Origin of the sequence: Paenibacillus sp. H1-7, from assembly GCF_022354825.1 — a bacterium.
In the GTDB taxonomy this organism is placed as follows: Bacteria; Bacillota; Bacilli; order Paenibacillales; family NBRC-103111; genus Paenibacillus_S.
Map to the genome: position 1 here is coordinate 4,919,215 of NZ_CP031168.1, position 23,008 is coordinate 4,942,222.

The following is a 23,008-nucleotide window of genomic DNA, read 5'->3' on the forward strand; positions in this document are numbered from 1 at the left end:
TTTAACCTTTGCGTTAAACCACATGCTTTCCCGATCATTCTTCATATGATCATGAACCTCTCCATTGATACACACTGAAGTATCGCGAAACAATTCCAGCTCCTTCGAAAACAAAACAACAAGCGCACTGAACGCCCTGCAAGGGGTATTCAGTGCGCTTTCTTGTATGGGTGGTTATGAAAGCGTAGAACAGATCATCGGAGTGAGCGAGAGTTTTCCAGTCACTTCTGCGCTACTTTTCACCCAAATGGCATCCGCTCAGTTCTAACTCAAGCTCGAAACGTTGCGAACAGGGCGGCTGATGTCAGTTTAAGCCTGCAAATGGATTGACCGACATGCCAGCGCCCGACGGCATGCTGCCGGAAACGGCTCCCTCCTGCTCCAGCAGCGGCTTGAGCAAGTTTTTCCACGGCCAGCTTGGCTGCCTAAACAGAGCATCTTCCGTCAGCTCGCGGACAGTCACAGGCAAGTCAGCCAGCTCGATCGCTTCGAGCAAGCTTTCCTTCAGCTCGACCCCTAGACGCAGCTCCGCGATGCCGTACCGGTGTGCAACCGTCTCTAGGATGGAATACAGATTCACCTGGATTCCAAGCGTTTGGATATAAAAGAGCAGCTTCTGCGGAGTCTCATTGTAAAGCGAATTGGGATAGCCCGGCTTCATCTTGTAGCAAGGATCATCCAGCCCGTGCATCTGCATCCACGGCAGATGCAGTCTCGCGGAATCGTGATCGCGCAGCAGCATACCTGCAAGCTTACCATCGCGGAGTACAAGCACCACGTTTTGCCCGTGAATTTCCGGGACTACACCCAAGCGGAACATCCTCAACACTATTTGACCAAAGTGGACGCACACTTCCCTGAACAACTGGATGGCCGACTCGACCGTTTCCGGCAATGAACGAAGTCGCATCCAATCATCGAAGATATGGTGCGCTCCAATAGGGCGCAGGACGGATAAAGCCGACATCGGCATGAGACGAGTCTCTTCTCTTCCAATTAGATGCGGCGGATAACCGCGTACGAGTGCGGACAAATGACGAGGAGGATCGGCGAACAGGTCACCGTTCTCCGGCACATACGCCCACCAGTTCGTTTCATCGCACAAACTCAGCTGCTCTTTAAGCACCGGATCGCGCTCTCTTGCCTGCTCCAGCAGCCGCTGTCCCCGCTCGCTGTTCATCATGTGCACAGCAGGCAAATACCGTACCGCACCGAGCGAGACGATGCCGAGCGGCAGCTTGACGTGTTGTGCACCTCCGTCTAATGGAGCAAGCGACCGGGCCGAGGAAGTCGAAACATAGTTACCGGCTTCCACGCCAAGGGGCATGTAAATACCGGAATCCAGCTCGTGCGGCAGCATCTTCGGCAGCACGGCTTCTAGCTGCCACGGGTGAGCGGGCAGCGCCGTGTATTCCTCCGGCGACAACCCGAGCTTCTTCATCGCTTCGTCTATGCCGGCGCGCTCGTCCGCCGTCAGCAAGAGGTCGGCGGGACCGAATGACGCACCTCGCTCCGCGTTGCCGCTGCCGTGCAGCAAATACTCGCGTTTGACCGCGAGCCATTGCAGCTTGACCGGCTGGCCCGACTCAGCGCTGTAGGCTCGGTAATCCGCCTCCGTCCACCCGCCCTTCGCTTTGGCGACGGGGTGAAACGGTCGGTCGCGCCAAGCGGCATGACGCTCCAGCCTGACAAACGACCACGGGTCGCCGGTATGCCCGCCGTGTTGAAGCTCTGCCGCCTCTTCTTCTGCGAGCCTCGCCGACCACTGCGCCTGCTCCAGTGACAGCTGCAGCAGATCATGCAGCCGCGTCACGCCGGTGGAGCCGTCCGGTGCAGTTCGCCCAGGCTTCTTACCGTTGTAGAGTGCATCCGTCAATCGGCGGAGCACCTCTGCAGCATCCAAGCGAACGGGAGACATGCCGCCAACCTCGTACACTCCGCTGCCCGCTATATAACGATTAGTTTGCACGAACCCCGGCCTCACCTGGAATACAATACTATGGCCCGACTCCCGGTCTGCCCACCAGCGGTAAAGCTTCGCTTCTGGCCGAACGGATCCGGGTTCAGGGCTCGCTTCGTCGCTTAGCGCATTCAAGCCGTCAGGCCATAATGCGGCGACGACCGCGTCTTGTCGGGCGTCAGTCAAGCCGATCAGCTCGCCACGCCCTTCCACTTCGGTCAAGCCTTCGGCCAGAAGCGCATTAATCAGATCGGCAAGGATTCGTTCCGCCGCCTCGGCAGCCAGTGCTTCGTACGCATGCGATGCCGAAGCACCCTTCGCGTGACTTTGCTCCCTTTCAGCTGAGCTCTTAGTGCCTGCTACTGCGCCGGATAGTCTTTTTACGGTCACGCTCATTGCGACTCCTCCTGCCCGGCTTCGAAAAAGATATGATCCGGATGCGCATGGCTGAGAAAATCATGCGCCGAGATCGTCCAGCCATAGGCTCCCGCTAAATGGAAGAGCAGCACATCCCCGATGCGGAGACGGGAAATGCGTACGTCCCGGGCGAGCACGTCCTTCGGCGTGCACAGCTCGCCGGCTGCAGTAATCTCGATGTCCCTTACTTCGGGACGCGGGAACGGATAGTCCCACTGCTCCAGCGGGACGATTTCAAACGGATGGCTATGCTGCCATGCTCCCGGCAGCCGGAAATGATGCGAGCCGCCCCGCAGTACGGCGTAATGCTTGTCGTGGTTGCACTTTAGGTCAACAACTTCGGCGGCGTAGTAGCCGCAAGTAGCCGCCAAATAGCGCCCTGGCTCGAACAGCAGCTCCACACCCGGCAGCCGCTTCTCCTCCAGCACACGGCTAAGCTCCTTGATGAATACGGGCCATTCGAATTTGCGGTCCAAATCAGTGTATGAAATGCCGAAACCGCCACCCGCATTCAAGTAACGGACCGTCAAGCCGAACGTTTCCTTCCACTCCGTTACTCGGTCCCAATAAACCGAAATGAGCAAAGCGTGCAAATGCGCATCCAAATTGTTCGAAATCGAATGGAGGTGGAAGCCCTCCAGCTGAAGATGCGGTAGCGACTGGGCGAGCTGAATCGCTTCGGGAACATCAGCCTCGTCGATGCCGAACTGCGTAGGACGCCCCGCCATGACCAATGTCGCTTCAGGGAAAGAAGCGCGCAGGTTGACGCGCAGCAGGACGGAAGCTATTTTTCCAATCCTTCCTGCGATCAGCGAGATGCGGCGCAGCTCGTGCATGCTCTCGGCATGGAACAGCATAACGCCAAGCTCTAGAGCCTCTGAGATTTCGTAATCTTTTTTGCCGGGTCCGCCGAAAATAATCGGTTTGTCTGCCGACACCTCGCGGACTTTGCGGACTTCCCCGATCGATGCGGTTTCAAAGCCATAAACGACAGGTGCCAGACACTCCAAATAGTCTCTAGACGGATTCGCCTTCATCGCGTAAAACAGCCGGCACCCTTCCGGCAAGCTATCCGCGCATGTCTGCGCCCGCCCGCGCAGTTCCCGCTTATCGTACAGAAAAGCGCAGACTGGCTCAGACCCATCCTTCTTCAAGCGTTCCACCAAAGCAATGACGGTTCGTTCTGCTTTCGTTACCACAGCATTCATCGGTTTCTTCGCACCTTCCTTCCAAAATATGTATAAACATCCGTATCAGCAGCTTCGCTGAGCGCGCTCATCTGTGCAAGATGCTCAACTTACCCCTTTGCAGCCTGTACTTCTGCGGCGAACGATTGCAAATGTGCCCGCATGGCACGGAACGACACGCCCCGTTCATCCCCGAGGACGAACGCTCGTACACCGAGCTGCCGCCACTCCTCGTAATCTTCCATTGCCCTGGGAATAGCGCAATAAGTCACGCCTTGACGCAGGGACGCTTCGTACGATTGCTTCAGTCCCGCTTTCACTAGAGGAGCGCGCGTTTGCCACGGAATTCCGTAAGACTGCGACAAATCCGCCGCCCCTTCCAGCACCATGTCGATGCCGGGCACGGACAGAATTGCATCAGCTTGTTCTACGCCTGACCTGCTCTCAATCATAGGAACAACCATGATCTCCTCGTTCGCCCTGCGTATATATTCGGTCAAATCGTGCTTGCCGAACGTCCCCGCCCTGCCGCTGTTCAAGCTGCGGCTCCCTTCGGGAGCGTATTTGCAAGCGCGGACGATCAGCTCCGCCTGCTCGCGGGATTCCATGTGGGGCACGACGATGCCGAGCGCTCCCCCATCGAGCGCACGCAATATTTCCTTCGGATTCGGCTCGGACACGCGCACAAGCGCCGTTAATCCGACCGCTTCCGCCGCACGAATCATATTTTCCAGTGTTTCCGGGTTCACTAGCACATGCTCCGTATCCATAATGACAAAATCAAATCCTGCGCAGCCTACCATCTCCACGACAACAGGCGAAGGGATCGAGCACAACAGCCCGAATACCATCTCACCTTCACCCAGCTTCTGTTTCAGCCGATTCGTTCCAAGCATGGCCGGTCACCGAAACGGATGGAGCGGGTTCGGCGCATCCTGCATCCGAATCTGGGTATCCCCAAGCAATCGGCGCGAAGTCAACTGCTCCACTTGGATCGTGCTCGCAAACAAATCAAATGCCTGGTAACGTGCTTCATGCTGAGGATGCTCGCGACGATATTCGTGAACAATGTCCGCCACCATTCGCCAGAAGCTTTCCTCCGGCAGCCCGTAGCGTTCCTCCAGCAAGAAGCATACCTCCGTCAAATTAATGAAGAAAAAGGCGTCATGGACAAAATCACGCACCATGTCCGCACGGTCTGTCTCAATAAACGAATTCGGATTTACCCGAGCGTGATGGTCGGATAAAGCGTGCAGCACCGGGCAAACTTCCGGATTCGCCAAATCCCGGCGGGAAAACCGGATGCCGTCATGAAAATCTTTAAATGCGACACGGACGGGAACGCCGTTGCGGTGTATGAGCACCATGTTTTGCGCATGCGATTCGAGTGCAACGCCATGGGCAAATAGCAAGTGAATGAGCGGGCGCACAGAAACGTTCAACAGCTGACGCGTCCATGCTTCAACACCATGCGCCTTCACCCATGGGTCGATGAACGGTGTACCGCTGCGCTCGATATGGGACAGCGCATTGAAAGGCGAGGCTTCCTCCTCTTCACGCAAAAAGAGGTGTACACTTTCCCGCCAAATCGCGCCCAGTGTACCATATGTTTTGGACCTGACCAGAGCGGGCAGCGGCGCTGTCTCATGATCGTAGACAACCCCTGCGATTTCCCGGAGCAGCACAAAGTCAAGCTGCTGCGCCACGGGGTCCTGCTCCACCAATTGGCTCAGCCAATCCGAGATAATCGGCGCGTTCAGCACCGTATGCTTCGCGAGCATGCGTCCGGTCGACGTATTGATAAGGTTCATCGGCAGTTTCAAATACGCTCTCTCGCGATGCGACATATTCGCTAATGTACGGATTGACTGCTGCGGCCGGTACTCGTCCTCGCCTTCGCCCAACAATACGATCTCGCCTTCAGCGATGCTCGAGTGCAATAGCCGTACCGTAATCTCTCTCCACTGCCACGGATGCACCGGAACGAATCGGTACGCTTCCGGAGATTTTCCAGCTGCCTTGAGATTCTCAGTGAACCGTTCCGCTGTCCCGGCCCCTAGCTCCGTCACCATAAACGCGTTGAAATCGAGCGCCGCCGAGTGCGCCAGCGCAACTTGATCTACAGGCACCGCCAGCCATAACGGATACAGTGCGGGCTTGAATTCCGGTCCGAAAGACGCGTTGTCCTCCAGATTGAAGCCGATTCTTGATTTATAGCAGGGATGGTAAGGATGGCCATCCATAATGGTGCCCTCCAGCTCGTCGTAGCTCCTCTCCGAACCGGAAAGCTCACGCAGCGGAGCAGCATATTGCGCCTGTACGTCCTTGATCAGTGTTTGCCCAAGCTCTTCCATAAAAAGAGCGAGTCGGTCCGGCTCAATCACCGGTCCGAGTACTTCCTGCACCAAGTTGGCAAGCCGCGCCTCATTCTCCGTCCCTTCGGAGCCTACGCGCCGGACGGCCCCCGTCCGGCTAAGCCGGATTCGACCGAAGCTCAGCTTTGTGCGTCCCGTGCATAGATAGGTAACCGCTTCTCCATCTGCCGTCACGCCGGATAGCACAATCTCCTCATCCTTTGTCGATTCGGAGGTTGCTTGCGTTTCATCCTCGGCATTTTGCCGGACAACAATGCCTTCGTAAAGCAGCGATTCGATCAGTTGACGGATGATTCGCTGCTCTACCCTTCTATACTCGGACGATTGAAGCGCCTCGATCCAGTCATTCCCCCGTCTACTTTCGTTGTGTCCGGCGACGGACGAACCACGCATCGTGGCTTCGCCTTGTTTTTCCTTTGTTTGCTGTATAATCATCGGCATTCTCCTCCTTCACATATAGGATTCGGTATAAGGACGTAATCCGGTGTCTCGCCACGTTCTTGAAACCGGCTAATAAAATTGGCTTTGGCAGGCAGGTGCGGGGTCGACAGCAGATCGTCGATATAACGGCACAGCCTGTTATCGGCCTCCTCCTCGCAGCGAACGAGCTCGCCTTGAAGTACATGGTGCACGACGGACCAGTAAGTTTCTTCATCGTTCCGGCTGAATCTGCCGATCACATGAATGAGAGCTCCCAGATGGTTCACGACATAGTAATATTTAAGCCTCAGCCACGCCTCTGCTTCCTCGTATAGCACCGGGCTATCCTCCGGGATAAGCTTTGGGATCCAGCCGTGGGCTGATGCTATCTTCCGGTTGACGCTGATCCCTTCCAGATCGCGGGCGTAGTAGCGTATCGGGTAGCCCTGCTCCAGCGCAAGCAGCGAATTCTGTACATGCGCTTCCAGACTGATGCCGGTCGAAGCAAACAGCCGGAGCAACGGCAGCAAAGACAGCTTCAAATAAGCGGCCAGCCATGTGTGCCAATCCGGCAAAGCTCCTCCGCCCGACTGCCGAACCGCAGTAAACAGCAGCGGCTCATCCTGGCCTGGAGGCAGTTCCAGTAATCCGGCGACGACATAGCAGCGCTGCTGCTCCGCCCCCGCCAGCGCTTCCGCCTGCCGGTATACGACGGCAAAGCTGGACGCAATCCGTTCCTGCAGCTCTTCGTCCGCTTCAGCCACATGGACTGTCCGAAAGCCGGTCTCACGCAAAATGACCATCCCGCCTGCGGCGTCTGCCCCGCCCGGTCGATCTTCCAGCGCTTGACGCAGTACAATAGCCGCATCCATTGTGCGTCTGAGCTGCTCGCTTGTATTTTCACGGATAAAATTCGTTATGCGGACATGAATCGGCAGCTTGTAGAATGTTCCGGCCTCCGGCTCCCATACGGTGCGAACCGACGAGGTCGGATATACAATGGGACCAATCGGTCCGAGATCGACCAGCTCGCGCTGTTCCAGCATTTGACCGACAACAGGCAGTCCAGATACGTAGCTCATCTGCCACGGATGGAGAGGAAGCAGCTTATATTCGCCCATCTTGCTTCCCAGCAGCTTCTCCGCTGCCTCCGCTACACTTGCCGAAGTACGGTCGTCCTCTGCTCCTACCCATTCTTCGTGGAGCAGGCGACGCGATACGGCAACATAATGCAGCGGAAACGATGCCGATAACTCCGGCGCGTAACGGTCCAGCTCCAAGTCCGAGAAGCCTTGCGAGCTTTTTGGCGTCGGGTGGAACGGGTGGCCGTACAGCAGCGATTGCTCGGAGCGGATATAATCAAGCGGCTTTCGCGCCATCTCCGTTTCCCGTTTCCGTGCGTGTTCCAAGTACAGCGCCGTTCGGCGGATGCTGTTCTCGATCTGCTCCCGCATGTCGAGACATCGCTGCTCCCGATCCGATTCAGACTCGCAGAAGCTTACCTCGGCCAGCAGCGCTTCAATCAGTGCCCCGGTATCGACTTCGACAAACGGACATTTCGATTCGCTGGCCGCCGTTAAATAAAACCGGTCCCCAAACGCATGTTGACCGGAGCACGAATAATATACGATCTCTCCGGCTACCCGCATGCCCGTTGCTGGAAGCAGCACTCCGAAGGGCTCCTCGGTCCCGTTCCGCTCTTCGCTGTCAGCACCGGCGCTTGCCCCGAGATCGAAGATAGCTGTACCTGCTTGGTTCCGCGGATCGGCTATCCCGCTTTCCCGCAAATAGCTGTTCAGCAAGGCGCGGAGGGCAGCCTTCTCAGCCAGCCTCCGAGCGTTTCCTGACACCGCTTGGGGAAGCTCCTGTTTATACAACATGTCCTTACTCCCTTCCCTCTGCTGAGGATGCATCATCGCTCCTTTAGCGGTCGTTCACACAATCCATGGCTTGCTTTAATATAATGGCAGTCTTACGCCGGCGCCTTCTTTGAACGCCTCGATATAGATACGACGGGCGCAGGCTATATCTTCGATAGCCATTCCCATCGGATTCAAGATGATGATTTCGTCCTTGTTTTCCCGTCCCGGCTTTGAGCCAATCACGATCTCGCCAAGCTCGGCGTGAAGCTGTTCCCGTGAAAAGCGGCCTTCCAGCACAAGCTGGTTAAGCACTTTTTTCTCCCGGTTGGACTGCTCCCAATCATCGACGATGACTTTGTCCGCCATGATGTATGCTTCCTTATGTACGTCCATAATCGAAATATTACTAACAAAAGCCCCTTTTTGCAGCCATTCGAACGGAATGTAAGGCGAATCCGCGACCGTGCATGTTACGACAACCTCGCCCTCGCGCACAGCCTTCTCCGCACTAGCCGCTATGGTAACCCGCACATTTGGGAAAGCCGTGTGAAGCGTTTCCGCCAGTCTCTCAGCAGCCGCCTGCGACTGATCGAACAAGTGGACGTCGCTGACATGAGTGTAATGCTCCAGCAGCGAGGTCAACTGCGCTTTAGCGATCAGGCCGCATCCGACGCAGGCGATCGTTGCGAAGCTGCTCCGCGCCAAGTAACGCGCCGCTACGACCGTTACTGCCGCCGTCCGCATGCTGCTGATTAGTCCCGCTTCCATGACGGCCACCGGATAGTTGCTCTCCGCATCGTTCAGCACTATGACCCCGCTCGCCCGCTCCAACCCCCGGGCTTGCGGATTATCGTGCTTGCTGCCGATCCACTTAATCCCGGACAGCGGCAGCTCGCCTCCTACATGGGCCGGCATCGCTATGATTCTGTCCGCAATGTGGCCATCCTTGCCCGCCGACCGCAAATACGGCTTCAGCGGCTGCACGTAATCACCACGTGCGTGCAACGACAGTGCTTCTTCCAGCGCTTCCGCATAGAGCTTGGAGGAACCTCCTCCGAGCGACGCGATCGCCTCCCTGTTCAAATAGAGCAGCTCGGGTGCGGTATGAAACCCTGCTTGCTTCTGTACATCGGCCGAAGCCTGCGGCCTGTCTTGTTGCTGTATCGTCATTTCGTTCACCTTCCGTTTATTGTAATTGAGCGACCCACTCGTCGTTATAAACCAGATCCAGATAGCGGTCACCGCGGTCTGGCAGGAGCGTCACGATCCGCAGCGGGCGGCCGGGCGGCTGCTCTAACGTATGGATCAGCTTTTGGAGCGCCGCCACAATGGACCCGGACGAGCCCCCTGCGAAGATGCCTTCCTGCAGCAGCAGGTCGCGGCATCCTTGTGCCGATTCTTTATCGGAGACGTGGATGCAGCTATCGATCTCGTCGCGGTTCAAAATTTCTGGAACGCGGCTCGCTCCAATGCCGGGCAGCTCACGCTTGCCGGGCGCTCCGCCGAACAGGATCGATCCGACTGCATCAACCGCTACCACTCGCAGCGCCGGGAACTTCTCGCGCATTTTGCGGCTCGTTCCCATAATGCTGCCCGACGTGCTGACGCCGGCAATCAACAGGTCTACATGGTCGAGCGCTTCAACGATCTCCGTGCCGGTGCCTTCATAATGGGCCCGCCAGTTGTTAGCGTTGGCGTATTGGTTGATCCAAAAGCCGTGCGGCTCCTTCTCCAGCAGCTCCTGCACTTTGCGGATGCGGGTTTTCAAATACCCTCCCTGATCGTCGCGCTCTTCAACCATCTCGATGCGCGCACCCATCTGTCGCAAAATATCCAGGTTCGTCTTAGCGATTTTCGGATCGACGACGCACGTAACGGTCAAACCATAGATCCGTGACATCATCGCCAGTGCGACGCCCAAGTTGCCGGAAGTGCTCTCGATGATGTGCGAGCGCGAATCAAGCGCACCGGTACGAAGACCTTGCTCAATAATGAATCGTGCCGGACGATCCTTCATGCTTCCGCCTGGATTCATATATTCCAGCTTGGCAATGACCTGTACGTGCTTTTGCGGAAACAGCCTGCTAAGGTGAACAAGAGGAGTTTGCCCGACGCATTCGGCAATCGAGCGCTTCACGGACGCGACAGACGCGTCCGCCAGCAAAAGATGGGACATGATCGTTCCTCCCTGTACTTGAATTATTCTCCAGGAAATGAGAATGATTATCATTAACCTGCGAAAAAATCGTAACACAAGACGGAAGACAACGTAAATGCTCCAAACGGATAATCCCGGTAATACAATAGTAGTACTCAAATCATGATGCGCGATGCCGGAACCGGCCTTACTGAGGTAACGTTTCTTCGAGCCGCTTGACAGCAATCATCTGCCGGAGGGTAAAAATAAAATCAGCGCCGGAGCATTTGATATCCAGCGCCTTTTTGATATTTTGTACATGCTTTTTCACCGTATTTTCAGAAACGTAAATGACGCCTGCGATGCGCTTGATCGAATAATGATTGCACAGCATGAAAGCGATTTCCCGCTGCCGTTCGCTTAGCTTCGTAAGCGCGCTGCCTGTAGTCTCCTGCACTGGCGGCACAAGTGAAAGACCGGCTCCGGCTGCGCTTTCTCCTGCCCCCTCCCCGCCCGAACGGGATCCGGAGCTATCGAATTCTAGCGTCACCTTCACGAGCTCGGCAATGTCCATCGCGGACACTTCTCTTACAATCAGGCTGTGCAGCATGGCCAGCTTCTGTCTTTCCCCTTCGCTGTGAACATGAGAATCAACAATAAGCTTCAATTTAGTAACGGACATCATCTATCCTCCCTTAAAATTCGTTGGTATGTAACAGCATACGTTCGTGGTGAACCCTACCCCTTATTTCGTGGTGTTCGTCTCCTCCTTTGCCTGAACAGATTTGACAGACTTGTGCCTGTGGGCTTCGTGGGCTTTATCGATCCGCTTATCATCCGTAATTCGCGGACAGGTATAGCAATATCGGTCGCCACCCGGTAAGCAGTAATTCAAGCAGCATTTGGTGCGTACGATAATAGGCTTTTCCGGCGCATAAGGATTGCTCACGCTCCGAAAAGCGGTCGTCAGAGGATTCGCTTGTAATTGCGGAAACCGCTGAGGACGAGACGAGCCGTAGAGCTCGTGAAAATCGTCTTCGATTCGTCCGCGCTCCGCTTCGGATAGTGCGGTTTCCTGCAGCCATTCGTTTTTCCAATAGGCCAAGCCATACGACAAATTGCCCCACAGCGTGCCCGCGTCAATCCGCGTCACCTGTGCAACGCGCCACACCACCCGGCACGCCTGATCAGCAAAGACATGATCAAAATAAAGGGTGCGCGCCTCAGCATTATCCGCCCGCCCGCGCAAAAAATCCGGCTCCTCTGCCGACTGCACCGCAAATTGAAGGCCTTTCGCGCTCAAAACGAACTGTACACGATCAGGCGACAGATCGACCGCCTCGCGACATCTCATATAACCGTGCATGGCCCCGGAAACAAGCAGCCCGTATTGTTTGACAAGCAAGGAGCCGGTGACTTGCAGCGCCGGCGATTGAATCGACTCACCGAACGCGCCGAGAAACGAGAGCAGCCTCTCGTCATTCTCCAATTCGCTCAGCTTGAAACGGATACCTTCCATCGATTCCGTAAACGAAAAGCGGTAAACTGCCGCCCAAAGGCAGCGTTCTGATGCGCACATATAAATACTCCTCTGTAAACTTGATTAATTTTAGGCCGCTACATCAGGGTAACGGGCGCGGCCTCTGCCCTTAATGTTTTCATTTTGTCACGAAGAAAAACGCTTCATGCCGCCCTAGAGGACAATGAGTAAGCCCGCTTTTGTCAAATAGGCTGTGGAATTTTGACGGCAGGCCGCTGCAAGCCATAGTGCTCACGAAGCGTTCGTCCGCTATACTCGGTGCGGAACAGACCGCGCCTTTGCAGCTCCGGAACGACAAGACTCGTGAAGTCTTCAAGCCCTCCCGGAAAATACGGGGGCATGATATTGAAGCCATCCGCCGCTTCCTGTCCTATCCACGCCTCCATCTCATCGGCGATCTGCAGCGGAGTTCCAACCATTGTATAATGTCCACGGGCGCTGGCTGTCCGAAGCATAAGCTGACGGATCGTCAAATGTTCCTTGCGCACCATGTCCACATACATCTGAAACCGCGCCTTCTGCCCTTTCACCTGCTCGATAGAGGGCAAATGCTCCAGCGGAAACGGATCGTCCAGCGGAAAGGCTGCCAGATCGATTTCCATGGCGTTCGATAGCCGAATGAGGCCAAAGGCTTGTGACGTCAGCTCATTCAGCTGCGCTTCCTTTTCCCGCGCCTCTGCTTCGGTCGCACCGATAATAGGGCTAAAGCCCGGCAATATTTTCAGCTCTTCGGGGCGTCTGCCATACTTCGCCATGCGCTGCTTCAAGTCTGTATAAAATTGCTTCCCGTGCTCCAGCGTATCTTGGGCGGTGAAGACTACCTCCGCCGTTTCGGCCGCCAGCTCTTTCCCCGCATCGGAGGAGCCTGCTTGCACAAGCACCGGATAGCCTTGAGGCGATCTGCCGATATTCAGCGGCCCGCGTACGGAATAATGCTTGCCTTTATGATTTAAAGCGCGAATTTTCGTTTCATAATCGGTGTAAATGCCACTCTGCTTGTCCGCGACAATAGCGTCGTCATCCCAGCCGTCCCACAGTCCTTTCATTACGTCTAAATATTCCTTTGCACGTTCATACCGGTCGCCGTGTTCAGGATGGGCGTCTAGACCGAAGTTCAGGGCGGTCGCGTCCCCAACCGACGTCACGCTGTTCCATCCCGCGCGTCCTCCGCTGATATGATCAAGCGAAGCAAACATGCGGGCGACGTTAAATGGCTCGCTGTATGTTGTGGAGACAGTGCCGATCAACCCAATTCGCTCAGTACCCATCGCCAGCGCCGACAGCATCGTCAGCGGCTCGAAACCGCCGAGAATTTTATACTGCACCGCCGGAGTAAGCACAAGAGCGTCGGCGATGAACAAGGAATCCAGCTTCGCGCGCTCTGCGATTTGCGCCAGCTTAGTATAATAATGAATATTCGTAATACACTCCGGCTTCGTCTCCGGATGACGCCACGACGCTTCATGGTGTCCCGTATTCAGAACAAACAAATTCAAGTGCATTTGCTTTTTGGCTTGAGTCATGCTAGATACCTCACCTCTTCGGATTTATTTAACGGCCGATTAGGGGACGGTTCCTTAGATTCTTGGTCAGTTGCAGCTGGTGGCCGTCACGAACCGTATATCGACCGAACTTTGTAGCCTTCCTTGTGAGATGCTCACGTGCGTGCCACGCAACATCTCATCTCGGATCTAGCAGCCTTTTGTCTGCGTGGTTGCACAGAGAGAAGATGGTCTACGTGATAGGGGTCAACTGCTTTACCGATGATTCACGTCGGAGATGATCGTTGCGCCTTTTAATGCTCGTGCGGCTCGATGCCACGGCATTTTATGCGACAGATTTGACTCCGCGTGTGTGCCAGCACGACTTCCACGGCGTCATTGACTAGCATGACACGCGTTGTGGCATCCTTTCATCATTGTTTAGCATACTGAGCGACAGATTCAATGATAATGATTCTTGTTATCATTTAAAAGTTTAGCGTACGCTTTTTTGAACATCCATGGTCTGAAATATCCATTTTTTTGCACCGTACTATCCGTTTGAAGGACTGCGTTCAAGCTTGGTCAAGCTTCACAGTTTCATTCTTGCGCATCGATAGTCCCATTCGTCTGTGGAATGGCTATCATCGGCCGGCCGTTTCTTGCGACGGCTGTGCAGCTTCCTTACTCTGCCCAAGCAGCCAGACCAGCAGGCCGCCGGCGGCAATGACCAACCCGTGCAAAGCAAAGATGGCGGACGCACTAACGAGGCTGCCTAGCGTACCGCTGGCCATCGGGCCTGCGATTTGCCCGGTAAATAATAAGCTGCGGGACAGCCCCGTTCGAAATCCTAACTGGTCCGAAGCAGATGAGCGCGTTATCGTCAAAAACACCGATTGGATCAGCGCGCTGGAGGCAAAGCCCTGCAAGATGCGCAGCGGAATTAGCCAGCTGACGCTCGGAACCGCCGTTTGCAGCATAATAGCCGAGCCGCACAAGACGGCAGCCACCGCATAATTAAGCCGCACCGGCTGGACATCATTTCGTTTGCCCCACCAGGATGACGCAAGCCATACCGACGCCCAGTTGACCGCCTGCAGGACACCTACCCATACAGTCGTATGCGCTGGATCCTCCACCAATTGCTTCACGTACACGGGCGTAACCGTCAATAAGCCGAAAACGCCGAAATTCGCCAGAATGCCCGCCAGCAAAAAATGACGTACCTTAGGCTCGCTTAATAGATGAATCCACTGCTTGCTCATCCGGGACGATACGACGGACGCCTTTCTGCGTTGCAGCTTGTTTTCTTTCAAGAACAGCAAGCTAAATAACGTCCACATGCCCAGTACTGAGCCGAGCAGCATAAACATCGGCTGAAAGCCGACAAGACTGAGCAGCAAGCCTCCAAGCAGAGGACCGAGCATGGATCCCGCGGCTAGCGCCCCTTCCAGCTTGCCCCGTACTTTGCCCTGCTCCCCCGGCTTCGCTTCTGAAGCGGCATAGGCGGACACGGCGTCAACGACGCCTCCAAGTGCGCCTTGCAGCAAGCGCAGCACGAACAGCTGAAACGGCGTTGCGGCAAAGCCCATCAGCGCCAATACAAGTGCGGATCCGAAAAGCGCCCGCACGATCATCATTTTGCGGCTGGTCAGATCCCCGAGCCGTCCCCAAAGCGGCGCCGTTAGCGCCGCCGAGATCGGCGAAGCTGCCAAGGCGAGACCGCTCCACAGCAGCACGGAGGCGTCGTCCTCGGCTCCCATCTGCTCCATATAAAACGGCAGCATCGGAGCAATGACCATGGAGCTGAACACGGACAAAAAATAGCCGCCCCATAATATGCCGAAATTCGCTTTGCCCCACCCAACCTGGTTTGCTGCTTCCAAAGATACCGTCACTGCCCTTTCTGAGGTTTAATTGATAACAATTATCATTTAATTCGCCAACATCATATCATGTTTCCGCAGCCGGGTGTATGATCCTTTTGGATAATTTCCGTTATCGAATTGGAGTATAGAGATGGCTTACACGCTCTCTCCGGTATCCGTTTGCAGTACCTGATAGTGCTTTCATATCAGAAATTTGGGCTTGTCAAGAGTCTGATCCAAAAAAATAAAAAAAGCCGCGGTATGCGCGGCTCTTTGAGATAATGTCTTGTCATCCGATATTTATTAGTCTTGCCCTCTTAAAATAATATTGATATTTTTGCAAGCTCTTTCTCTGCGCTTTTGACGGCTTCCTGGTCTATTTCTAGCGATCTACCGGATTGTATGGACATAATACGTTCAATAACTGTAATAGACTGTGCCCGAGTTGTAGAACCTGATTTTTCCAAGCTACCGCCATTTCCCCCTTGAATTATCCCCTTACTCACAAGAAATCAAGACCACGGTATTCGTTTGTTTATTTCCACCCGCAATATTTTCTCCAACTATGTTAGTCTAAACAAGTTTGAACAGTTTATAATCTTGCGATCTATAAAAAAATCTGGTGTACCCTTTTTCAAAGTGTGGTTTTCGCGGATTCCCCTGGAGGTTTTCGATCATATCATATAATCCGTAGATCCTGTCATACATTTGGCTTCTCTCATAGAGCGTTGCATCTTCTGAACCGTACTCCGTAAATACCGCGTGTCTGAATTCTCTAGGATAATAACACATATACATAAAATCCAATGCCGGATCTTCCATTCCTGCTTCACTAAAATCTATAATCCCGAGCCTACCGGCTCTCTCGTCCCATAGAATATTATCATAGTGGAAATCTCCATGCACAATGCAAGTTGGAACCGAAGCTGAAACTTCATAATATTTACACAGGAAATGCATCACTTGTTCCATCTCTGATGGTGACAGTTTGGCTTGCAGCAGCTTAACCCCGTCATTCATATCATTCCGAACATCTTGTTCAAAACGGCTTGGCAAGGCCTGTCTGCGCTCTGATTTCATATGAAGCTGTTTCAAAAAACTTCCAACGGATCGCCCAATTTGTTGTGCATATTGCGAGTGTTGTTCCACATACTGAGGAGTAATTCGATATCCCGGCACGTATTTTTCTACCACGAAATGTTGGGTCGGAGAAAGATACAGGCATTCTGGCAAAATAGCCTCCGTCTGCCCTGCTAATCTGCGAATTAGCTCCTGTCGGACATGATATTGATCGAACTGTAATCCATCACGAAAGAAAGCAATAACTGTCTTTTTATCCAGAATCAGAACGTCTTTCTCGCAGCCTGTGGTAATGTACTCAACTTCCTGAAAAACTAGCTCCCCTAGCTCCGCTCTCGCAATATCCAGTTTCTGCTTAATCCATTGCTTATCCCGATTATCCAAATTCAGTGCCTCCATATAAATACCTTCATCCAGCTTTTCGCAGCTGTAATAAGTTCTGGATCTTGCTTCGACATCCCGTTACTTTTCCTTCAATTCACTAAGTAACTCAATAATCTTCTCATTTTGATCAATTTGTGTAATAACATTTGAATTAAGTTTTTGAATAGCAACAAAAATACCAAACAAAGCACCTAAAATTAAGAAACCAGTGAGGGTATCCATGAGAGAATCCTTTCTAAGACATGATTCATTGATCTTCAGTTTTTATTATAGACGCAGAAATTGCAAATAAGTTCCAACGGAATATCGATTTACCAAAGCCTCATGAGCAAAAATAGAAGAAAGCCTGGGGATTTCCCGGGCTTTCTTCGTCAATTTAAAGGAGATATCCTGTTAAGAAGAAGCGGCTCGTAACCGAAAAGGCTTTTTCGTTTCGCGGTCAGCAACACTTACCATTACCGATTCTGGTTTAACCCTAGCGATTAAACCCATTGCTTCAATTCGACTAACCATCTCCGAAAGATAAGCTGCCGTCTTATTCTTAGCGCCGGTTCCTCCGTCAATATCTACCATGAAGCGGATATCTGCCCCTTGGTCGATATACGGTAAGATGATGTTCTCGAGACGTTCACGTTCGGCATAACCGAATTGAGCGGCAATTTCTTGGCTGAAGGTCGTTTCCAATGACAATTTTTCTTGAACAGAGTAGATTTCTCTCGGAATTATCACTTGCCGGCTGCATAACCAAGCGCCTCGTCCTACTCGATACACCACAATGTAGCTTACGAATTTCGTATGGCCGGGATGTGTCTGAGCGTCAGTCGTAACCACGAGATCATATACTGCCCTTGAATCGCACTCGATGAATCGCGAAATCCGATCCATTACGTCTCCAAACTCAAGGTTCTGTTCAGTTGTATTGCGGAATGTCGTTTCATGAATCAATGGGAATTGTCGTCTTTTTGTTTTCATGGGATTCACCTGTAATGCAAGGTTCGCTTCTTCCTTTCGTTTGGGTTTGTTTGCTGGGCCTTGATGGGATTGATTCAACGCATTGTGTCTAACCATGGTGGAGCTTGAAACCACAGGCGAGGTGTGGTATGCAGCTTTTAAAAATCTATTCCCCACATGCACAAGATATGAGTCTGGCTGGATAGGAACCAGCGCGCTTTTTACTGATCATCTTTAAAATCTGCTGTCGAATGGACTTGAACCACCTGCCTCCCGGTTATCAGCCGAGCGCTCTAACCTCCTGAGCTACGACAGCATATTGGCGGTCCCAAGGGGATTTGAACCCCTGACCTCTGCGCTGACAACGCAGCGTTCTAACCAACTGAACTATGGAACCGTGAAGACGTAGACGGGATTCGAACCCGCGTATCCCTGTTCGAAAGACAGGTGTGTTATGCCGCTTCACCACTACGTCATATCTTGATGGTGGTAGAAGATATTTGGTGCCGGCGAAAGGGATCGAACCTTCAACCTACTGATTAAAAGTCAGTTGCTCTACCGATTGAGCTACGGCAGCATGTGGATGCGGTAAATCCTTGCTAGGAGCGGGTTAAGCTCCCACCGATTTTTTACAGCTTGTGTTTCGTTCAACCACCCATCAGAACCCAAACTCATGGCTGACTCACACTCTGCGAACCGCTTTTTATATGTACTTTTAGTGTGCGGAATACAGGAATTGAACCCATACTGAATGCTTGGAATGCATCCGTTCTACCATTAAACTAATTCCGCATTTGGTGACGCATGCCGGATTCGAACCGAGCGAATGCAGGATTGAAAGTCCTGTGGCTTAGACCACTTGCCTAATGCGCCATAATATGATTGGAAGGGCTGAACAGAATTAGAACCTGTGAATAATGAGTTTACGATTGCCGTGTCAGCCAGCTTCTCCATCCAACAGGCGCCTTACCCCTCCTACAGAACATACGTTCTATCCAAGGGTATAAAAAAGGCTGCTTAGCCCGTCGTGGTTCCATTCAAGTCGCTGCCCCAAGAATAAAGGACAAGCACCAATGGACCACTTGCCAGGTCGCAAGTAGCCTTTTACGCACAATATCAATGTATGCACGGATTCAGATTCGGAACGGTCCGTGATTCATGGTCACGTTAGCGCCATTCCTCCTCTTCTAAGGATGGAAAGGCTCAAACATGGTACGTAAAAGCTACTGATGATTGGTTGGAAATAGGCCTCAAGAACATCGCTAAATTGCCCCTTAATGCTGCTCTCGCACCAAACTTGCTTATGATCAAAAGTGTTCTCGTGATACTTTTTTGGCTGTTCATAGTCCTGCTTAGACGGATTGTTGAATAACTGGCTTCTCATTGCCTATCCCTTCCTTTCCTTGTAGGTTTAGTACCAAAATACTATCTCGCATTACCGCTTTAATGTTTTACCGCTTTACTGTTTATGATATTATCATGGGGAATTTTTAATGTCAACCCTTTTTTAACATATTTTCTTTTTTTCCTCCATTTGTAGATAAAACAAAAAAGACCGCTTCTCCAGAGCGGTCTTCCCGTATCCAACCAAATACGCGTTTGCAATAAACGTGATTTGCTTGCAGATCCCCATTTTTGTCAGAGGTGATCGGATATCGATAATAGGCCGCGTGGCGAAGAAAAAGGTTTTAACGCATTGAAAACTGAATGGTCGCCCTCGGTTAGGCTCCACTTTTGAATGCTCTCATATCCTAATAGGTAAAGTGCCTTTTTCATCCCGCTCACGCTCCTTTCCGTGTACTTTAATTTTTCTCATCTTAAAACAACCGCATCTTCTGTGTCAATAAAATTCTTGAGAGCCTATCGAATCATTACCCCCAAAAGCCCTACGAAGGTTGAAGCCTGATGACCGGCAATAATACAACCCTCCAGATCCTTAGCCTCCACAATTAATACCTCGAAGTTACAATCGCTTAGATCGACTCCCTTAAGCTTGGTTCCAATCATATAAGCTTGATCCATATTGCAACGGGCGAATGCTATTTTTTGAAAGTTCGCAGTAAAAAAGTCTGCGCTGATTAATGAACAATCCTCAAAGCTCACCTGCTTAAAGTTGGCTATGCGAAAATTCGAAAAATCACCCATACAATTCAGAAACCGGACATTTTGTAGCCTGCTTTGAGAAAAGTTGGTGCCAATAAGCTTACAATTTCTAAATTCAGTACGGTGAATGAAGGAAGAAGGAAACTGTACATTAGAAAAATCACATTTCTCGAAAACAACATCTGTTATTTCGACTTGTTCCAACGATGACTCCGTAATGGTCACATTTCTAAAGATCATTTTCTCCAAGGAAACCCTATTTGCTTCCTGATGTTCGATTGTAATATTTTCAATAATCCCATTACTAAGCTCTTCTCTGGATTCTAATGAGTCAATAGACCTTGATTCGAGTAACTCAACGGTAATTTTGGGCTGCTCCATTTTAAAATTCATTTTGCCTCCATCCTAGCTTGGTTGATTAGACAAGCACTTTATATCATTCCCGGTCCATGGAGAAAAAACATCGCCTTTACAGCTGGCGATGTTCATTTACTACATAGTCCACAATCTGGCGCACATTCGCGTCCACACTGCTCGTGTGCGTATGGATCGTGATTTCCGGACTTACTGGAGGTTCATAGATATCGGAAATCCCGGTAAATGCTATGATTTCACCTTTTCTCGCTTTGGCGTATAAGCCTTTCACATCTCTGCGTACACATTCGTCCAATGGACAATACACATACACTTCGACGTAGGACTCCAGCTCAGCGCGCGCATAATCCCGCATTTCCAAGTAGGGTGCGATCATTGAGATGACCGTCGTAACCCCATTGCGGTTCAATAGCTTGCTAATATAGACCGCGCGACGAATATTCTCCATCCGATCTTCTTTGCTGAACCCAAGCTCTTGTCCTACCTTGCGTCTAAGCTCATCGCCGTCCAAGCATTCGACCCTAACCCCTCTTTCCTGAAGCGCAGCGGTCAAAGCTAATGCGGTAGTCGTTTTTCCAGAGCTTGGAAGACCTGTTAACCAAACCGCCGTCCCATTCATTACTCTGTTCTCCCTTTACTATAAAATAGCGATCCGTTCGAGTACGCGGTCCCCGTATATAGGCTCGAACGGTTGCCCCTCCATATGAATGTAGCCTATATAGCAATCACATTGCCTCATTCGGCACGGACGTTCTTGGGATAATCGTTCCAGGCCATCTTTATACAGATTTCCGATCACTTGACGATCCTTGTAGCAGCGTTTTACACGCCCGTCTCCCTGGACATAAAATACCGTTTGTCCAGCTCGGCACGGCTTGCCCATACTGTCGTAATCCAGCGTATTAAGAACAAAATACGGGTCTATTTGGGTCAAAAACGCTTCATCCTCGGCAGAATAGTAATCCCGTCTATCTTTGTATGCGTTGACCCACATGTAGACATCTTTAGGCAATGCCTTCCTTATGGAAGAAATGGAGTGGAACGCGTTCTTGACGCCGACACAGCCTACACTGAAAGGGATTTTCTGAACGTAGAGCTTGCGGCATTGCTGTAAAAACCGCTCTTCCTCCGTCTGTCCGGGATGGTAGGTTACCCAGAATGCAGCAGTCGCCGGATTCAAATCGCATGCCCAATCGAGCTTGGCGGATAAGTTCGTTTGAATCGCGACTTTATCGACATGCTGCATGTGGGACAGCTCAACCAAAGCTTCCCTATACCAACGATGTGTAAGTCCTTCACCATAAGGGTTAAAAAACACGGACAGCCGATGTCCGCGGTCCGCTTGCTTCCTTACCCAGTCGACAAAGGTCTGCACCTGCAGCCGATCCTTAGCTAATGTATCTTGACTGTCCGTGTTCTTGCTGAATGGACAGTACGGGCAGTCGTAATTGCATGAGCTTAAGCTTCCGCGGAAATAAATCGTCACCTTCATGAGACCACACAGCTTTCCATGCGGGCACGTATATCCGGGGAGATGAACCAATCTCCGATGGCGTCGGAGTACATAAGCCCCTCTTCCGTCAATCGCAGTACCTCATTCTCTATAACAGCAAGATCCGTATGTACAAGCAGATTCAATTCGGGATAATCGATAAGTGCTGACGTTGTGAACCGATCCGAATAGCTGCTCAATGCCAAGCCTTCCGTATGAAGCAACGCTTTCAGTATAAAGCGGCGCTGCTGGTCATCCTTGCTCAACACAATGCCGTAATCTGCCTGCGTGTAGTCGGCCGCAGCTACATAGTCGGCAATGATGCTCGCAGTAGCAGAACGCCCTACGCTGTACCGCGAGGAGTAATGGACCGTTCGTGTGTAAGATCTGGCACCACAGCCAAGCCCAATCATGCCTTCCTCCTGACAGCCGTAAGGAAGCAGCCGTTTCTCCGAACCCGCTTCCGCTTTGGCGAATCTGCGCATAGAGTACTGGGTATACCCTTGCTTAAGCAAACGTTCCCGCGCTGCAATATAGAATCTTACTCTCTGGTCCTCGCCACTCCGCCTTATCTGCTCCGGCTTTACAATCGTATGCTCACGCGTGTACAGAGGATAAATAAATATCTCCTCCGGCTCATAAGACAGCGCCTTATCCAAAGAATACATCCATGAATCAAGGGTTTGACCGGGAAGTCCGTATATCAGATCCAAGTTCAGGATCGGAAATTGGTACCGCTTGAGCTGCTCCAGAGCTCTTTCGACTTCCTGCGGCTTTTGCGGGCGATAGATCGCTTCCGCTTCAGTCTCAATAAAGCTTTGAATACCCATGCTGACTCGATCCACTCGCCTGTTTTTTAATATACTGAGGCGCTCGGAGGTAACGGTTTCGGGAGATGTCTCTACTGAGATGGATACGCTGGAAGGATCCATGCCAATCACATGTTCAGCAATATGAAACAAACGTTCAAGCTGAACTGGTTCAAGCAAAGTCGGCGTTCCCCCGCCGATAGCAAACCGTGCAACCGGCTTATTTCGAATGAACGGAGCCCATTGTTTAGCTTGTCTTTCCAAAGCATCCACATATTCGGCATGTACATCGGCTCTCTTATCTGGCAGGGTGAACAAATTGCAAAAGCCGCAGCGAGCCCCGCAAAACGGAATATGCATATATAAAAAGAACGTCTCTGCCAACTCCTTGCCCCATAGCTCAGAAAGCGCCAGCTTCGTCTCCAATTCTCGATAAGAGGTTTTGTGCGGATAAGAGTACAGATAAGACCGGTAAGGCTCTGTTGTTATGCTGTCCTTCCAGCTGCGCAGAGCCTCCGGATTCCGGATGATGTCCGAGTAATTAGGGTAGACCGTACGGCTCATGGT

17 protein-coding genes and 6 tRNA genes are annotated in these 23,008 nt (G+C 52.1%); all 23 read right to left on the reverse strand.

Annotated elements, in window-relative coordinates:
* Positions 1-304: 304 nt before the first annotated feature.
* Positions 305-2,356 carry an IucA/IucC family protein gene (locus DVH26_RS21735; RefSeq protein WP_239625298.1) on the reverse strand — a complete coding sequence of 684 codons (2,052 nt, stop codon included), beginning with the start codon at positions 2,354-2,356 and terminating at the stop codon, positions 305-307.
* Positions 2,353-3,585 carry a type III PLP-dependent enzyme gene (locus DVH26_RS21740; protein ID WP_239625300.1) on the reverse strand — a complete coding sequence of 411 codons (1,233 nt, stop codon included), beginning with the start codon at positions 3,583-3,585 and terminating at the stop codon, positions 2,353-2,355. Before DVH26_RS21740 ends, DVH26_RS21735 begins: the two co-directional genes overlap by 4 nt.
* Positions 3,586-3,674: 89 nt before the next feature.
* Complete coding sequence (locus DVH26_RS21745; protein ID WP_239625302.1) at positions 3,675-4,460, reverse strand: HpcH/HpaI aldolase family protein; 786 nt, start codon at positions 4,458-4,460, stop codon at positions 3,675-3,677.
* Between the two features lie 6 nt (positions 4,461-4,466).
* Positions 4,467-6,374 carry an IucA/IucC family protein gene (locus tag DVH26_RS21750; RefSeq protein ID WP_239625304.1) on the reverse strand — a complete coding sequence of 636 codons (1,908 nt, stop codon included), beginning with the start codon at positions 6,372-6,374 and terminating at the stop codon, positions 4,467-4,469.
* Positions 6,371-8,239: an IucA/IucC family protein gene (locus DVH26_RS21755; protein ID WP_239625306.1), complete on the reverse strand. Its 1,869-nt coding sequence runs from the start codon at positions 8,237-8,239 to the stop codon at positions 6,371-6,373. Before DVH26_RS21755 ends, DVH26_RS21750 begins: the two co-directional genes overlap by 4 nt.
* Before the next feature lie 75 nt (positions 8,240-8,314).
* Complete coding sequence (sbnB, locus tag DVH26_RS21760) at positions 8,315-9,391, reverse strand: 2,3-diaminopropionate biosynthesis protein SbnB (protein ID WP_239625308.1); 1,077 nt, start codon at positions 9,389-9,391, stop codon at positions 8,315-8,317.
* Positions 9,392-9,407: 16 nt separating this feature from the next.
* Positions 9,408-10,397 carry a 2,3-diaminopropionate biosynthesis protein SbnA gene (sbnA, locus tag DVH26_RS21765; RefSeq protein ID WP_239625309.1) on the reverse strand — a complete coding sequence of 330 codons (990 nt, stop codon included), beginning with the start codon at positions 10,395-10,397 and terminating at the stop codon, positions 9,408-9,410.
* 169 nt (positions 10,398-10,566) lie between these two features.
* The gene (locus DVH26_RS21770) at positions 10,567-11,043 is read right to left on the reverse strand and encodes a response regulator transcription factor (protein ID WP_239625311.1); all 477 of its coding nucleotides are present in this window, start codon (positions 11,041-11,043) and stop codon (positions 10,567-10,569) included.
* Between the two features lie 60 nt (positions 11,044-11,103).
* On the reverse strand, positions 11,104-11,937 hold the full coding sequence (locus DVH26_RS21775) for a hypothetical protein (RefSeq protein ID WP_239625313.1): 834 nt from the start codon (positions 11,935-11,937) through the stop codon (positions 11,104-11,106).
* 143 nt (positions 11,938-12,080) lie between these two features.
* A complete protein-coding gene (locus DVH26_RS21780) occupies positions 12,081-13,421 on the reverse strand; it encodes an LLM class flavin-dependent oxidoreductase (protein ID WP_239625315.1) in 1,341 nt (446 codons plus the stop codon).
* 602 nt (positions 13,422-14,023) lie between these two features.
* On the reverse strand, positions 14,024-15,265 hold the full coding sequence (locus DVH26_RS21785) for an MFS transporter (protein ID WP_239625317.1): 1,242 nt from the start codon (positions 15,263-15,265) through the stop codon (positions 14,024-14,026).
* Between the two features lie 555 nt (positions 15,266-15,820).
* Positions 15,821-16,711: a phosphotransferase family protein gene (locus tag DVH26_RS21790; protein ID WP_239625319.1), complete on the reverse strand. Its 891-nt coding sequence runs from the start codon at positions 16,709-16,711 to the stop codon at positions 15,821-15,823.
* Positions 16,712-17,104: 393 nt separating this feature from the next.
* The gene (locus DVH26_RS21795) at positions 17,105-17,683 is read right to left on the reverse strand and encodes a ribonuclease H-like YkuK family protein (RefSeq protein ID WP_239625321.1); all 579 of its coding nucleotides are present in this window, start codon (positions 17,681-17,683) and stop codon (positions 17,105-17,107) included.
* Positions 17,684-17,904: 221 nt separating this feature from the next.
* Positions 17,905-17,978: transfer RNA gene (locus tag DVH26_RS21800), tRNA-Ile, on the reverse strand.
* Positions 17,979-17,982: 4 nt separating this feature from the next.
* Positions 17,983-18,059 (reverse strand) — tRNA-Asp (locus DVH26_RS21805).
* 4 nt (positions 18,060-18,063) lie between these two features.
* Positions 18,064-18,137, reverse strand: a tRNA-Glu gene (locus tag DVH26_RS21810).
* Between the two features lie 26 nt (positions 18,138-18,163).
* Positions 18,164-18,236 (reverse strand) — tRNA-Lys (locus tag DVH26_RS21815).
* Positions 18,237-18,383: 147 nt separating this feature from the next.
* Positions 18,384-18,454 (reverse strand) — tRNA-Gly (locus DVH26_RS21820).
* Positions 18,455-18,457: 3 nt separating this feature from the next.
* Positions 18,458-18,535, reverse strand: a tRNA-Glu gene (locus DVH26_RS21825).
* A 987-nt stretch (positions 18,536-19,522) separates the two neighbouring features.
* Entirely contained in the window at positions 19,523-20,158 is a 636-nt protein-coding gene (locus tag DVH26_RS21830; RefSeq protein WP_239625323.1) for a pentapeptide repeat-containing protein, read from the reverse strand.
* Positions 20,159-20,234: 76 nt separating this feature from the next.
* Positions 20,235-20,759, reverse strand: a complete 525-nt coding sequence (gene cysC / locus DVH26_RS21835) for an adenylyl-sulfate kinase (RefSeq protein ID WP_239625326.1) — start codon at positions 20,757-20,759, stop codon at positions 20,235-20,237.
* 18 nt (positions 20,760-20,777) lie between these two features.
* A complete protein-coding gene (locus tag DVH26_RS21840; protein WP_239625329.1) occupies positions 20,778-21,632 on the reverse strand; it encodes an STM4011 family radical SAM protein in 855 nt (284 codons plus the stop codon).
* Positions 21,629-23,005 (reverse strand): STM4012 family radical SAM protein, encoded by a 1,377-nt coding sequence (locus DVH26_RS21845; protein WP_239625331.1) that lies wholly within the window; start codon positions 23,003-23,005, stop codon positions 21,629-21,631. Before DVH26_RS21845 ends, DVH26_RS21840 begins: the two co-directional genes overlap by 4 nt.
* Positions 23,006-23,008 lie beyond the last annotated feature (3 nt).

Coding starts and splice junctions, on each gene's coding strand:
- DVH26_RS21735 (WP_239625298.1), bottom strand. CDS start 2,356: ATGAGCGTGACCGTAAAAAGACTATCCGGCGCAGTAGCAGGCACTAAG.
- DVH26_RS21740 (WP_239625300.1), bottom strand. CDS start 3,585: ATGAATGCTGTGGTAACGAAAGCAGAACGAACCGTCATTGCTTTGGTG.
- DVH26_RS21745 (WP_239625302.1), bottom strand. CDS start 4,460: ATGCTTGGAACGAATCGGCTGAAACAGAAGCTGGGTGAAGGTGAGATG.
- DVH26_RS21750 (WP_239625304.1), bottom strand. CDS start 6,374: ATGATTATACAGCAAACAAAGGAAAAACAAGGCGAAGCCACGATGCGT.
- DVH26_RS21755 (WP_239625306.1), bottom strand. CDS start 8,239: ATGTTGTATAAACAGGAGCTTCCCCAAGCGGTGTCAGGAAACGCTCGG.
- sbnB (WP_239625308.1), bottom strand. CDS start 9,391: ATGACGATACAGCAACAAGACAGGCCGCAGGCTTCGGCCGATGTACAG.
- sbnA (WP_239625309.1), bottom strand. CDS start 10,397: ATGTCCCATCTTTTGCTGGCGGACGCGTCTGTCGCGTCCGTGAAGCGC.
- DVH26_RS21770 (WP_239625311.1), bottom strand. CDS start 11,043: ATGATGTCCGTTACTAAATTGAAGCTTATTGTTGATTCTCATGTTCAC.
- DVH26_RS21775 (WP_239625313.1), bottom strand. CDS start 11,937: ATGTGCGCATCAGAACGCTGCCTTTGGGCGGCAGTTTACCGCTTTTCG.
- DVH26_RS21780 (WP_239625315.1), bottom strand. CDS start 13,421: ATGACTCAAGCCAAAAAGCAAATGCACTTGAATTTGTTTGTTCTGAAT.
- DVH26_RS21795 (WP_239625321.1), bottom strand. CDS start 17,683: ATGAAAACAAAAAGACGACAATTCCCATTGATTCATGAAACGACATTC.
- DVH26_RS21830 (WP_239625323.1), bottom strand. CDS start 20,158: ATGAATTTTAAAATGGAGCAGCCCAAAATTACCGTTGAGTTACTCGAA.
- cysC (WP_239625326.1), bottom strand. CDS start 20,759: ATGAATGGGACGGCGGTTTGGTTAACAGGTCTTCCAAGCTCTGGAAAA.
- DVH26_RS21840 (WP_239625329.1), bottom strand. CDS start 21,632: ATGAAGGTGACGATTTATTTCCGCGGAAGCTTAAGCTCATGCAATTAC.
- DVH26_RS21845 (WP_239625331.1), bottom strand. CDS start 23,005: ATGAGCCGTACGGTCTACCCTAATTACTCGGACATCATCCGGAATCCG.